At 59.9% G+C, this 14198-nt stretch carries 11 protein-coding genes; 2 read left to right on the forward strand and 9 right to left on the reverse strand.

The annotated features are described in order from the left end of the window. Positions 1–180: 180 nt before the first annotated feature. From ACWKWE_RS24035 to ACWKWE_RS24050, 4 genes are all read right to left on the reverse strand, one after another. Positions 181–1365, reverse strand: coding sequence for an MFS transporter (locus tag ACWKWE_RS24035; protein WP_483851915.1), 1185 nt, complete (start codon positions 1363–1365; stop codon positions 181–183). Between the two features lie 158 nt (positions 1366–1523). Further along, a complete protein-coding gene (locus tag ACWKWE_RS24040; RefSeq protein WP_166595873.1) occupies positions 1524–2345 on the reverse strand; it encodes an ABC transporter substrate-binding protein in 822 nt (273 codons plus the stop codon). Between the two features lie 22 nt (positions 2346–2367). Next, positions 2368–3132, reverse strand: a complete 765-nt coding sequence (locus tag ACWKWE_RS24045; RefSeq protein WP_110946697.1) for an amino acid ABC transporter ATP-binding protein — start codon at positions 3130–3132, stop codon at positions 2368–2370. 21 nt (positions 3133–3153) lie between these two features. Next, positions 3154–4032: an amino acid ABC transporter permease gene (locus ACWKWE_RS24050; RefSeq protein WP_166595872.1), complete on the reverse strand. Its 879-nt coding sequence runs from the start codon at positions 4030–4032 to the stop codon at positions 3154–3156. 306 nt (positions 4033–4338) lie between these two features. Between ACWKWE_RS24050 and ACWKWE_RS24055 the strand changes: the two genes are divergently transcribed. Further along, positions 4339–5304: a LysR family transcriptional regulator gene (locus ACWKWE_RS24055; RefSeq protein ID WP_483851916.1), complete on the forward strand. Its 966-nt coding sequence runs from the start codon at positions 4339–4341 to the stop codon at positions 5302–5304. A 39-nt stretch (positions 5305–5343) separates the two neighbouring features. Here the strand turns inward: ACWKWE_RS24055 and ACWKWE_RS24060 are convergent, their stop codons facing one another. After that, on the reverse strand, positions 5344–6036 hold the full coding sequence (locus ACWKWE_RS24060) for an HAD-IA family hydrolase (protein ID WP_166595870.1): 693 nt from the start codon (positions 6034–6036) through the stop codon (positions 5344–5346). A gap of 216 nt (positions 6037–6252) precedes the next feature. Here ACWKWE_RS24060 and ACWKWE_RS24065 point away from each other — a divergent pair, with 216 nt between their 5' ends. Continuing rightward, a complete protein-coding gene (locus ACWKWE_RS24065; protein ID WP_483851917.1) occupies positions 6253–7740 on the forward strand; it encodes a YdgA family protein in 1488 nt (495 codons plus the stop codon). 209 nt (positions 7741–7949) lie between these two features. On the opposite strand, the gene cysC is transcribed toward ACWKWE_RS24065, so the two are convergent. The 4 genes from cysC to ACWKWE_RS24085 form a co-directional block, all read right to left on the reverse strand. After that, the gene (cysC, locus tag ACWKWE_RS24070; protein ID WP_483851918.1) at positions 7950–8603 is read right to left on the reverse strand and encodes an adenylyl-sulfate kinase; all 654 of its coding nucleotides are present in this window, start codon (positions 8601–8603) and stop codon (positions 7950–7952) included. Beyond that, positions 8596–9291, reverse strand: coding sequence for a sulfotransferase family 2 domain-containing protein (locus tag ACWKWE_RS24075; RefSeq protein ID WP_166595867.1), 696 nt, complete (start codon positions 9289–9291; stop codon positions 8596–8598). The genes cysC and ACWKWE_RS24075 overlap by 8 nt, the downstream gene beginning before the upstream one ends. A 265-nt stretch (positions 9292–9556) precedes the next feature. After that, the gene (locus ACWKWE_RS24080; protein WP_341961236.1) at positions 9557–9787 is read right to left on the reverse strand and encodes a hypothetical protein; all 231 of its coding nucleotides are present in this window, start codon (positions 9785–9787) and stop codon (positions 9557–9559) included. Then, complete coding sequence (locus tag ACWKWE_RS24085) at positions 9774–14153, reverse strand: RHS repeat-associated core domain-containing protein (RefSeq protein ID WP_483851919.1); 4380 nt, start codon at positions 14151–14153, stop codon at positions 9774–9776. Before ACWKWE_RS24085 ends, ACWKWE_RS24080 begins: the two co-directional genes overlap by 14 nt. Between the last annotated feature and the right edge of the window lie 45 nt (positions 14154–14198).

Genomic DNA, 14198 nt, shown 5'->3' on the forward strand with positions numbered 1-14198 from the left:
GCTTATTGCCGCACGGGTTTCACAGGAATGCCTGATGTACGCCATCCACTGTAGGAGTGAGCTTGCTCGCGATCGCGATTTACCAGTTGATGTATTCGTTTCTGACACTCCGCAATCGCGAGCAAGCTCACTCCTACAGGTATTCATTCGCATGAGGGCGAGGGGCAACGAGCCGCTGGTTCAGGGAGCGATGTCAGCGGTTGTGAGCCTCGCATTGTGCCCCGCCAAAAAGCACAGCGTTCCACCCACCGCCGTCAGCCCCGCCAGCATGTAAAACATCGTTGGCGCAGGCGAGTTGATCAATAAATAACCACAGATCACCGGGCTCATCGCGCCACCGAAGGCCGCGAGGTTTTGTGCGCCCAGGTAGCTGCCCCGCAGGTGTTCCGGGGCGATGGTGTCGACGAACAGGTACTCGGCGGGGTAGATGATCATCTCGCCCAGCGTGAACACGAACATTGCCGCACACCACGCCACCGTCGTCTGGGCGAAGCTGAAGCCGAACAGGCCGACGGCGAACAGCGCCGTGCCGAGGCAAATCCAGTACGGCAGCTGTTCGCGCTTGAGAAAACGGCCGATCTGGTACTGCATCAGGATCACCGTGATCGCGTTGCAGGCCAGCACCGCAGAGAGGATTTTCAGGGCTTGCGCCGGGGTGTGGGTGACCAGCAGAAACTGCGAGAGGTACAGCGTGTAGCGGCCGTGAACGATGGTGCTGAGCAGGCTGCCGCCGGTGAACAGGATCAGCGTACGGTCGCTCTTCAGCGTGGCGAGGGTGTCGAGAAAACTGCGCGGCTGGTTTTGATTGTCCGCCACGGTCGGCGGGATGCCGATCATCAGAAACATGCTGCCGAACGCGATGGCGCTGGCAATCAGAAACGGCGCCAAAGGCAGTTGCCCGGCAATCAGCACGCCAAGCATGGGGCCGGTGGCGTAGCCGATGTTGGTCAAGGTGTAGCGCAACGAAAACACCTTGGCGCGCTGACCGATGGGGAGGTTTTCGCTGATGATCGCTTTGGAGCCGATGAGGAACAGCGCCGAGGCGGTTTCGGTGATCACCAGGGTCAGGGTGGTCAGGTAAACGTTCTGGGCGAAGGTCAGCAGCGTGAAGCCGATGGCACTGGAGAGCATCGCCAGAATGAGCAGCTTGCGCTTTTCCAGCCGATCGATGATGTACCCGCCGTACAGCCCCAGCAGCGTCGCGAGGAACACCGCGATGCCCATCAACAGCCCGACGTCCTGCTGATTCAACCCCAGCTTGGTGCTCAGAAACAGCGTGAGTAACGGGCTGGTCATCGCGCGACTCATGACGATGGTCAGCGAACAGACCATCAGGCGACGGATGACGAGGGAATAGGTGGCCACTGTTGTTTTTATGTCCTTGTTTGATCGTGACCCGGAGCCTGTAGGAGTGAGCTTGCTCGCGATGTCGGTCGAACAGCCATAGGGATGCTGACTGACAGATCGCAATCGCGAGCAAGCTCACTCCTACAGTTTGTCGGCGTACCTATACAAAGCGGCGATCATTTGCCCTGATCCATCCCGACCTTGGCCACTGCACCCTGTTCCAGCTCCCACTTCTTCAGGATCTTGCCGTAGGTGCCGTCATCGACCATCGCTTGCATCGCTTCGGCAATCGCCTTCGCCAGCTCAGGATTGGACTTGTTCACGCCCAGGCCGGTGAACTGCTTGGAGATCGCCAGGCCGATGGGCTTGTAGGTGTCCTTCTCCTGCGACATCAGGTAAGGAATGGTTTCGCTGCCTTGCATCGCAGCATCCAGACGACCTTGGCGCAGTTGCGCACGGGCATCGGCCGAGCCTTCGGAGCCGCTGACGACGATGGCGGGTTTGCCTTTGGCCTCGCAGTTTTCCTTGCTCCACGCCGCGATTTCCGCAGGCCAGGTGGTGCGGCGGCTGGTGCCGACTTTCTTGCCGCACAGGTCTTCAGGCTGATTCAGCTCGGTGTTTTTGGTGAGTGTGTACAGCTGTGGGCCGCTGGTGAAGTAATCGATGAACGTCACCGATTTCTGGCGTTCGGCGGTATCGGTCATGCCCGACAGAATGATGTCGAAGCGCTTGGTCACCAGGCCGCTGACCATCTGTTCGAAAGCCGTTTCCTGCCATTTGATTTTCACGCCAAGACGCTCGGCCAGCGCGTTGCCGAGGTCCACGTCAAGACCGGTCAGCGTGTTGGTGCTGGTGTCTTTGAAGTCCATCGGCGGGTAGTTCGGCACGATGGCGGCGGTGATTTCGCCTTTTTCCTTGAGGCTGGCGGGCACGTCAGCGAAGACCGCGGAGGAGGCCATCAGGCCTGCGAGTAACGTCGGGAGGATCATTTTTTTCATGGTCGTTCTCGTTTGTTCTGGTTTAGGTGCGAACGGCAGAAATGAAGCTTTGGGTTCTTGGGTTTTGTGGGCTTATTAGAATGTCTTCCGGGCTGCCGGCCTCCACAATCTGGCCCCCGTCCATGAACACCATGCGGTTGGAGACTTCGCGAGCGAAGCCCAGCTCATGGGTCACGACGATCATGGTCATGCCGCTGTGCGCCAGGTCGCGCATCACCGACAACACTTCGCCCACCAGCTCCGGGTCGAGGGCGGAAGTGGGCTCGTCGAACAGCATCAGCTTGGGCCGCATCGCCAGCGCACGAGCGATTGCCACGCGCTGTTGTTGGCCGCCGGACAGTTCGACGGGATAGGAATGGCGCTTGTCCGCAAGGCCGACGCGAGCCAGCAGTTCGACGGCCTCTTCGTTGGCTTCCTTGGGCGAACGCTTGAGCACCTGGATCGGGCCTTCGATCACGTTCTGCAACGCGGTCATGTGCGGGAACAGGTTGAAACGCTGGAACACCATGCCGGTGCTCAGGCGCTGACGGGCGATCTGCGCGTCGTTCAGCTCATGCAGTTTGTTGCCGACGATACGATAACCCACCAGCTCGCCATCGACCCACAGGCCGCCCTTGTCGATCTTTTCCAGCTGATTGACGCAACGCAGCAGCGTGCTCTTGCCCGAGCCCGAGGGCCCGATGATGCACAGCACCTCGCCCTGCTCGACCTCGATGCTGACGTCCTTGAGGGCGTGAAACTGGTCGTAGTATTTGTTCAGGCCAACGGCTTTGACGATGCTTCTCATGCTTGATCTCCCTGGCCTTGCTTACGAACGCTTGCCGGCGCCGCGAGCAAAGCGCAGCTCCAGACGGCTTTGACCGAACGACAGCACCGTGACCACGGCCAGGTACCAGATACCCGCGACGATCAGCAGCTCCATGACGCGGGCGTTGGCGTAGTAAATGTTCTGAGCGTTGTGCAGCAACTCGGAGTATTGGATGACGCTGGCCAGGCTGGTCATCTTCACCATGCCGATGAATTCGTTGCCCACCGGCGGAATGATCACGCGCATCGCCTGGGGCAGAATCACCCGACGCAGCGCCTGCAAACGCGGCATGCCTATGGATTTCGCGGCCTCGTACTGGCCGGTGTCCACCGACAGCAGACCCGCGCGCACGACCTCGGCGGTGTACGCGCCCTGATTGATGCTCAGGCCCAGCAGCGCGGCCACGAAAGGCGTCATCAGGCTCACGGTATCGAGCTGAAACAGGCCGGGAATGCCGATGACCGGGAAGATCAGCGCCAGGTTGAACCACAGCAGCAATTGCAGAATCAGCGGCGTGCCGCGAAACAGCCAGGTGTAGGTGATCGCGACGTAGCGCAGAATCGGGTTGGCGGACATGCGCATGATCGCGGTGATCACGCCGATCACCACACCGAGCGCCATCGCCAACACTGACATGATGATGGTGTTGAGCAGCCCCCAAAGAATCGCTTCGGAGGTCAGAAACTGGCCGATGTAGCTCCACTCGATCTGACCGTTGGCGAACGCCCGGGCAAGACCCGCCAAGGCAATGACGATCAGCGTGGCGAAGAAAATGCGCCCGTAGTAGCGACGCGGGACGTGTTCGTACTGAGTGATGTCGAACTCGTTTTCGGCCTTTTTGCGCTCGGCTTGCAGACGCTCTGCCGGATTCTGGTTCATGGTGTCTCTCCGAAGCTGTTCAGGCCGCGCATGTTCGATTTCAGCGAGTGCACTTCAGGCGGATTGGCGAGTGTTCGGGCACGCATCCGAGGCTGGGTATTCGCTGAGAGTGAGGGGCAGTGTCGCGTTAAAAGTCCTGATCGAAGTGTCAGGTTTTATTCTCTGATTGCAGCGACCGGGTCACTGATCAGGGCGTCGTGCAGATGGTTGCCAATCGCCATTTTCTGTGTTCATTATTATCAATCGGGCATGTTTTTGTTGTGGGTCAAAGCCTGTTGAATATGACGGGCGAGGTAAATAAGCATTATGGAAACTCCACTTTCCACTTCTGGAAACGTGCCGCCGAAACCGGGGATTCGTCCCCCTTTATCGCTCAGTGGAATGGACTTCAAGCTCCTACGGGTTTTTCAGGCTGTGGTCGAGGCAGGCGGCTTCAGTGCCGCGCAAAACGAGCTGAACGTGGGGCTTGCAGCCATCAGCAAGCAAATTTCCGACCTCGAAATTCGTATCGGCATGCGCCTCTGCACACGCGGTCGCGAAGGCTTTCATCTGACCGAAGAGGGCAAGCTGGTCTATCAGGCAGCCATCGAACTATTTGCCTCGGTGGACACTTTTCGCGACCGGATTAGTTCGGCACAAAATGAACTGATCGGCGACCTGAGTATTGGCGTTATCGACAACACGATGTCCGATGAAAGTTCGCCGTTAATTGCAGCGCTTCGAACAATGCACGACGACGCGCCCAAAGTAAGACTGCGCCTCCATGCCTCGCAACTCGACGAAATAGAGCGGGGCGTGGTCGAAGGACGATTGAGCGTCGGCCTCGTGCCGGTGTATCAGCGCCGCGAAGAGTTTGATTATTTTGAGCTGTATGAAGAATTGTCCCACGCATATTGCGCGGTCGGGCATCCGCTGTTCAACGTCGATGACCGAGAACTGGACATCGACAGCCTGCGTCATTCCCAGGTGGTGAACCACCGCTATGCCATTCACCGCGACAAGGCCAGTTTCGTCAATGACGACAGCCAATCGGCGTCGGCCTCTCAGGTCGAAGCGGTCGCGATGCTGATCCTCACCGGGCGCTTCGTCGGTTTCCTGCCCGAACACTTCGCGCGCAATCTGATCCGCGACGGCAAGCTCCGCGCACTGCGTCCCGACCTCATTCACCTGCGCACCCCCTTCAACCTCATCCTCCGCCAAAACGCCCCGAGAAGCCCGCTGGTCAAGGCGTTTGCGCAGGCGTTGGGGGTGGATTTGAAGCGGGTGGTTTAAGGCGCTGGCTGACACACCCGAGATGCAAAAGCGTATGCCTTAACGGCGATACCCCGGTAAACCCCAATCTTCCAACGGAAACTCTGCCAGCGACCCCAGTATCAGGTCCGCATGGGCGTATTGCGCCACTGGCATGTGCGAATCCGGGACAGCCACTGCGTACATTCCGGCTGTCTTGGCAGCGGTCACGCCAAACGGCGAATCTTCGAACACCAGGCAGTCTTTCGGATCGACGCCCAACAACCGGGCAGCCGTCAGGAAGATATCCGGCGCCGGTTTGGCGGCCTTGACGTCCTGATGGTCAGCGGTCACCACGTGGCGGAACAGCTCGAACCACGCGCCATGATTATCCGTCTTCACCTTGAAATAGTGCAGCGACGAACTGGTGCCCACGGCAATCGGAATATTGTGCTCGGCGAGATGACGCACCAGCGCTTCGGCACCCGGCATCGGCGTTGCGTGAGGGAAGCGCTCGTCGAGCATTGGCTGACGAACCGTGAGAAATTCCTCGGCGGTCATCGGCAGTTGCAGCGCGCTGATCACATACTCGGCGAAATCCTGCGAGCCACGGCCGATGGAGTGCTGCTTCACCGCCCAGTCGAACGTCTTGCCATGCCATTTGGCGATGGTGTCAGTGACTTCGGTGTAGATGCCCTCGGTGTCCAGCAACAGGCCATCCATGTCGAAAATCACGGCCTTGATCGGCCCCTTCGGCGTTTGCACGTTGCTCATTTCATCGATCCCGTTTGCAGAGTGACGCCCAGCCTAACGCCTCGGCAAAGGCCGTGGCTAGGCGCAACGGCTGCAAAATGACCTCGTCAGGTGCTACTCTCGCCGGGCTCTGGGCAGCGCAAGGTGCTGCTCGGCGCCCCTGTTGTGGCGCCGGAACCCTCCGGGGTCAGGGACGACATCACCTCTCTTCAAGAACGGACATCTTCGAGTCGACACATGAAAAAATCAGTCAACATTGCCGTAGGCGTGGTCATAGTCGCAGGCGCTCTCATCACCGCTGGCGCCTGGTACACGGGCACCCGCCTCGAAGGCGAGCTCGGCGATGCCGTTCAGCAGGGCAATCAACAGATCCAGACTGCCTTTGCGGGCCACGAAGGCAGCGCGAGCGTGCAGCTGCTGTCGCTGGATCGGCATTTTTTCACCAGCACCGCCCATTACAAGTTCACGATCCAGAATCCCAGGCTCAATGAAGGCGCGCCCATCGAGTTGCTGTTTGTGGATAACATCGAACACGGGCCGTTCCCCTGGAGCCGCGTGAAATCGTTGAATCTGGTGCCGGTCATGGCCGCCAGCAACACTGAACTGGAAAAGAACGTCTTCTCCGAGAAATGGTTCGCCATGACCAACGGCCAACCGCCGCTGACCGCCCATTTCAGCGTGGGTTACGACCGCGCCGGGCAGGGCCGGATCGACTTCCTGCCGTTCCAGTTCGACGATCAGAACGGCTCGTTCAAATTCTCCGGTTTCACCCTGAACGCGTCGGGCACCGCCGACGGCGAAAAGCTCGAAGCCAACGGCGTGCTGGGTAGCCTGGACGTGACCGCGACCTCCGAAGAGGGCCCGGTTCACTTGACCCTCAACGACGTGACCTTCAACACGGGCGGCACCAAAGGCAAGTCCGGCTTCTATCTGGGTCACAGCGACGCGAAGGTGTCCTCGGCCACGTTCCAGGCCGCTGGCCAGCCTCCGATCCAGTTCAAGGATTTCGTCAACACCAGCCTGTTGCAGGAAGTCGAAGGCAGCCTGAACGCGCAAGTGAGCTACGACATCGGCAACATCAGCGTCGCGGGCAAAGCCATCGGCTCGTCGCAGATGCTGTGGAAATTCGCCAACTTCGACATCGCCTCCACCAAGAACCTGCTGCAGATCTACAAGGACAAAATCCAGCCGCAAGCCCAGGCGGCTGCTGCGATGGGCGAGTCCTACACCCCGCAATTGAGCGCGGCGGATCAGGCGCTGGTGCAAGCGGAAGTCGGCAAAATGCTGGCCGCCAAACCCCATATCGAGCTGGAAAAACTGTCGTTGAAGACGGCCAATGGCGAGAGCCATTTCAGCCTGATGATGGACTTGGGGAACCCGACGTCCTTCGACCAGCCAGGCGCTGCGTTGCTTAAACAATTGCTGACCCAGGCCGACGCCAAGCTGGTGCTGTCCAAACCGATGATCCGTGACCTCGCTTCGCTGCAAGCGCAGTCGGCCGGCCTGACTGACCCGGCCGCCATCGCGCAACAGGCGCAGGGCGCCGCTGAAACGGTGGGCGGCATGGCGATCATGCTGCAAGTGGGCAAGGTCGAGGGCGACAACATCGTGTCCAACCTGCACTACGCCGACGACGTCGTAGACTTCAATGGCGAAAAAATGACCGCTCAACAATTCGCCGCCGCGATGATGGGCAAGGTGGTGATGTTCAATCGCGGGTATTGATTTCTCGTTGCCTGACAGGCCGCTTTCGCGGCCGTCGCACAGCTCCGGCAGCTCCCACAGGTTAAGCGTCGGCCGCCTTTTCTGGGGTCGACCCGCATCCCGGATTTGATGTCAGTCGCAACGCTTCGGCGTGCATCAAATCCTGTGGAAGACGCCGGAGGTACGACGGCAGCGAAGCGATAGTCCAGTCGTCCAGCGGATAACTGACGCTACAGCGCACGCGAACTTGTAAATGCTGGGTAAGCACCGCCCCTCGGTCGCGTCTCCAGCAACTGCGACAGCAACTGATCAATGAACAGGGCGCCAGAATCCACGCGGGTGTCCACCACATACTCTGGTTCAATCGGCGGTTCGTACGGGCTGTCGATCCCGGTGAAATTGCGGATCTTTCCCTCGCGCACTGCCCGATACAGCCCCTTGGCATCCCGTCGCATGCACTCGAGCAACGACGTACTGACATGCACCTCAATGAATTGCCCTTCGGCAAAATGACGTCGGCAGGCATCGCGGTCTTCGCGATATGGCGAGATCGCCGACACGATCACGATCAAGCCCGCGTCCACCATCAACTTGGCGACCTCACCAATGCGACGGACATTTTCTCTCCGACCCTCTTCGCTCATGCCAAGGTCCTGGCACAGCCCCTTGCGCAACCGGTCGCCGTCGAGCAGGTAGCTGTGCAGCCCGTGCGCCACCAGCGTCTGATCCAAATGATTGCCCAGCGTGGTCTTCCCCGCGCCCGACAGCCCGGTAAACCAGATGCAACAGGCACGTTGCTGCTTGAGCGACTCACGCTCCTGTTGTCTGACCGCGAGCGGTGCATCGATGATCAGCGGGCGGGATTCGTAACGGACGTCAGTCATAGGAAAACAGCTCATAGTCGCGGGCGTACACCTCTCGGATACGCTTGCGCGAGGCATCGGAACACAAACCGTTCGTTCGATAGTGGGCACCAGGCGAGCGATTGAGATGGCGCAACGGGACGCTGATCCCGAGGTGTTCGCACAGTGCTGTGAAGTCTGACTCCAGATGCTCCTGCCGCCCGATGAAATCCACTGCAATCTGCCCCATGCCGTTTTGCAGAAAATGATATTGAGGCGCGAAGTGTATTTGCTTCGACACATTCTCTGCGTGCAACCAGCCATCGACGAACGTATCGAACCGAGAATAACGGCTGACCAGTTCGAAAGCCGCCCTGTCTCGCGGCTGCGGGTTTTGCAATAAATAACGATAAGCCGACAATGCTCTATGTAATGGATCACGTACAAAGCCAAACTTGAAATACTGCTCATAACGCTCTTTGAATTGCTTCTCGTACCAATACAACGGCAAATGACCGGTCGGCGTATCGCCAAAGATCGACATCGCCACGCTGCTGCCCGCGCACTTGGGCACGTGAATGAAAATGCACTCAAAATGGTCGAAGGCCTCGGGAAACCGGGCCTTTCGCGACAGCGTCTTGTTCACCACCTGACGGTCCACGACGGAGAGCCGCTCTAACAAAAACTCACGCTGGGTCTTTGGAAATAACTTCCACAGTAAATGATTCATAGGGAGTGACCTGTAGCTGGGGATGAAGCGATGTTCAGACTACAGGCAGTTAGAAACGGACAGGGTAAACTTTGCAAATAATTTACGCAGACGCGAGTGTCGTCGAATCAATGTATCCATTGCTCTATAAGTGGATACATTGCCGAAATAAAAAATGAAAGAACTGCTGTAACTACGCGATTTTAAACAGGGTGTTTAGTACGGTTTTGAAACAGGGGAATCAAGGGCAGACTGCGCACGCTGATCCTGATCCAACCCTCACGATTCAGCCCATCCCCAGCATCCGCTTCAAGCGTTGCAGAAATGCCTCGCACGCGACGTCCTCCCGGTCGAACGACTGCTCCTCAGTCCGGAGGCCCCGTTCGCTGTAGAAAATCTTCCATACCCCGCCCTCTTCGATCAGACACAGCGCTTCATCGCGGACGTCGCCGATGGCGTAACTGTCGGCGGGGGCGTTCAGGGCTTTCAGCTGTTGGCCCAACTCAAGGCGATCCACATTTGCCTCCTTTTTTGACTTCTCTCAAATGTCCGGAGTCGAGGTACGACTGGACTGATTTCTCAAGCTCGAATTGCTGTCCGTAACCCAACTCGCCGAACCACGGCGCGATCTTGCTGGAGGATACGTTAGGAATCGGCTTCATGACCTCATAAACCGTGTAGGGCTTGAGGTTCGTGCCCGGCGGCAGTGCGCGCATGGTGTAAGGAATGCCCACCGGCGACGTGAATGTCCCGCCCGGATAGCCGTAACGGTCGATGATCGTGCCCGGTTGTAGCGTGATGTTGTCGATAGGGCCCAGAGCGCCCCGGTTTGGCGGCCAGTAGGGGACGAGCGCAGTGCTAAGGCCCAGCGGGTCAATGTACGTGATGGGGTTCGGGGCATAGGCATAGAGGTTGAAACCACCCTGGAGGCCAATCGGGTCCTTGGTCGTGAAGCGCCCGATGTCTGGGTCATAAAACCGAAAGGTGTTGTAGTGCAGGCCCGTTTCACGATCCAGATATTGCCCCTGAAACCGCAGATTCTGCTCTTCCAGAAAATGCGCCTCACGGACCTCTTCAACGGTGTTGCCCCAGGTTCGATAGCGGGCGCGCCAGAGGGTCGTGCCATCCGGCTCCAGAAGCTGTTGCGGCGAACCGTTGAGATCGTTCTGGTAGTAACGAATGCGTTGTTGAGCGCCTGTCCCGTCCACGCGCGCCAACGGCTCTTGGCCGTTGTCAGCGTAGACATACAGGCTGCTCAGCCCGTGCTTGTGTTCTTGCAGCAGGCGCAAGCCGTCCCAGACAAACCGCGTTTCTCCCAGCAGGGTGCCTTGGGCGTTTCGCTCGACCTTGGCGATGCGCCGCCCCAATGGGTCGTACTGCATGTGCACGATCGTTTCACGCACACCGTCGCGCGTGCGGACCTCTGTCAATCGATGCTCGGCGTCGTAGCTGAAACGCTGCACCCGCGCTGAGCCGCTGCGTTTTTCGACCATTCGGCCAAAGGCGTCGTAGCGATAACGCTTGTCCTGATAGGTGAGCAGTCTGTTATGCAGCACATGGCGACTGCCCGATTGCGTGGCATCGAGCAGGTTGGCGGCCGGGTCATACGCAAAGATTTCATGCTGGCCTTGAACGGCGCCCTGACTGGCCAGAATGCGGCCTGTAGCGTCGTAATGCAGCAACTGGCGATGATCCTGACCGGCTTGCCGTTCGGTCTCGCCCACCAGGTTGTTGCCGGGGTCGTACTCGAAATGCTGCTGGTCGGGCGCGGGCAATTGCGCGGGCTGATCGCTGCGCCGACGCAGGCGTGTGTGCAGACGCCCGGTGCGGTCGTAGCGTTGATACATCGTGCTTTGGCCTTGGGTGCGCAGCACTTCGCGATGCAAGCGGTCGCGCTCGAAGTCGCTGATGACGACGCCGTCCAGGTTGATCTGGTGTAGGTGACCGCTGCCGTAATGTAGGCGATTCAACCAGCGGCCATCGGGCAGTTGCGTTTGCGCCAGGTTTCCCAGCTCGTCGTAAACGTGGGTCAGAGAGCCCGCGTCATTCTGCTCTTGCAGCAGCCGTCCTGAAGCGTTGTAGGCAAAGTTGAGGGACTGTCGCACGCCATCAGTGTCCGTGAAGCTGGCCGAACATATCTGGTCACGCGCGTTGTACTGGTATTCGGTGCGACCGTCATCAGTCACTTTCGCGATCAGCCGCCCCACCGAATCCCGCTCAAGCTCGTGCACGATGGGCGCGGGCGGAGATTCGGGTACCAGCGCCAGGCCCTCCCCAAACGGAGCGGGCCAATAGGCGACCTGCGTGACGTTACCCAATGCGTCGTAGCGGTAGCGACGGGCGCTGCCGTCCAGATCGAGCTGCTCGGTCAGACGGTCATTGGCGTCCCAGGTGAAGCGATAATGTTCGCCGTTTTCGTTGGTCAGAACGTTCAACCGACCAAACGCGTCGTGCTCAAAGTCGAGTCGCCGACCCTGTGCATCGACACGTTGGCGAATGGTGCCGCGCCTGTCGTAGTGGTACTGGCTCAGATGCCCAGCCGGGTCGAGATAACCGATGAGCTGGCCGCTGGCACTGCGTTGGTATTGCTGAGTGCGGCCGTCCGCGAGTGTGCAGTGGTTCAGATGCCCCTGAGCGTCGTAGGTCAGTTGCGTTCGCTCGCCGAGGGCGTCGGTGATGCTGGTCAACTGTCCACGTGCGTCGTACTGATAGCGGGTCGGGTAGCCGGAGCAGTCGATGAGTTCGAGCAATTGTCCGAAGTCGTTCCAGCGCAGCGTCTTGCTCCTGCCGCTGGTATCGATGATCTCGACCACCCTTCCGAGCGCGTCGTGTCGATAACGGGTCGCGTGCCCCGAAGGGTCGACTTCCTCTGTCCGGTTGCCGCGCTGATCGTAGCGGTAACGCCATGTGCTGCCCGCGCTGTCGGTTTCGGCCAGCGGCAACGCCCAGTGTTCCAGCCACACCGTCGATTCCCTGCGCCCTAGCGGATCAAGGGTGGAGCACAGATTTCCCGCCTCGTCATAGCCGTACTCCCACCGGCCGTTCTGCGGATCAGTGGCGCTCAACAACTGGCGTTCGTCGTTCCATTCGAAGCGCCAGAGGTGGCCCAGGTTGTCGCGGTATTCAGTGATTTGATGCTGCGCGTTCCAGCAGCGCGTGCTGACCCGGTTCAGGTTGTCGGTGATGCGCGTCACGCCCGCTGCCACGTCGTAATCGAAGCGGTACTCATCGCCCTGATCCGTCCAGTGATGCGCCACCCGCCACTCGCCGTCTACGCATGCCCACTGGTAGAAACAGCGCAGACCGGCCGCGAGTTGGTGCTCGCACATGCGCAAGCCTTCGTCGTAAGCGAAACGGCGTAGCGCAGTGCCCGACGCATTGCGAACCTCGATCAGTTGACCGTGCGCGTCGTAGTCGTAGGACGCCAGCAGTTCCCGCGCTTCGTGGGGGATCACCCGCTCAATACGCGCGACGCGGCGAGGGTGAGTCGCTGAATAACCCAGCACCAGACGAGGCTGCTCGAACGTGTCGCGCAGTTGGGTCAGGCGTCCCGCGTCGTCATAGTCGAGGTAAATGCGGTTGTCGTTGCGGTCGCCCAGTTGCGTCAATCGAAGACGGGCCGGGGTCGAGGGCGTCGGTTCAAACAGTCGGTACAGGCCGTCCTCGCTTTCGATCAACAGCTGGCCGTTGCCGTGGCGCCTCACGCTCAACCCTTCACCGGCGCTGAATACCGCGCCACCCAATGGGATCAAGCCCATGTCGATGCGTCGGCCTTGCTCGTCGGTGTAAATCAGGCACTGGCCGCCATCGGGATGAGGCTCAAGCTCGACGCTAACCTCAAAGCGAACGTTCCAGCCCACGCCGAACAGCCCGTCGATTCGTTCGTCTCGACTGTTGTAGACGCGTTGCCAGTGGATGGGCAGCAAGGCAGGCAGGACGGCGTCCAGCTCGTCTTCGCCACCCAGCACCTTGGCGCCGGTGGCGGCGTGAACCGGGTTTGGCGCGCCGCTGCTGGCGCGAGTCAGGGCGCTGACGGCCATGCTGGTGACAAACGATGTCGCACCGGCCAGCAGCATGCACGGCAGATTGCTGACAAATTTGCCCTTGCCGCCCTTGAGCATCATCAACGCCGCGATCGCCAGGCCAATACCCGGCGTCTTGCCGCTGCGAATTTCCCGCACCACCACCTTGCCGCCGCCAATGCGCACGTTGGGTGAGATCAATCCGGACGAAACGACAGTGGCATCACACGTGCTGCGGTCGCCACTGCGAACGGCTGGTTGCCCGTTGATGGTGACCTTGTCCGACCCTTCGGCAAGAAACTGCGGCGGCATGGGCGGGTGCCGTGTGCAAAGCACCAAGTCCAGCGGTTTGGGCACGACGCCCGGCGCGGGAACGGCCACTGTGGGGCGCCACATTTGGGCGAAGAACCCCTTGGTCATGTCCAGATAGGTGGGTTCGGCAGCGGGCTCCGCAGTCTCGGGCGTACCGCTGGCTTCAAGGTCGGACGGCACAGCACCCGCGGCGCGCGCAGCGGGAATCCCGTTGATGAAGGTGTTGGTCGATCCGGTGAGGATGTTGGCCTGTACCGTCGGCGGGAACAGGCCATTGCCGATGTCCTCGCATAACTCGCTTAGCCCTTTGTCCGCCCCGGTCTTGCTCATCGCCACGCCGACCACCACGCCGACCACGACCCCCAGCACGCAAGCGCCGAGTCCGCCGGTGGCTACGGTGATGCCCGTCGCGGCCACGACCGCCGCAGTGGCGAGGGCAGTGATTGCAACGTTGGCCGCAACTTCAAGCACACCCCCGAGGATGTCCGCCATCATCGAGGTGTGGGAAAGGGCGTCGCCGAGGCGGGCTGCGTAGAGGGGGTCAGACATTTGACTGCATCAGATCCGTGCCTTGAGTTCAGATGAGCCCCATCG

The organism is Pseudomonas salicis, from assembly GCF_057128705.1.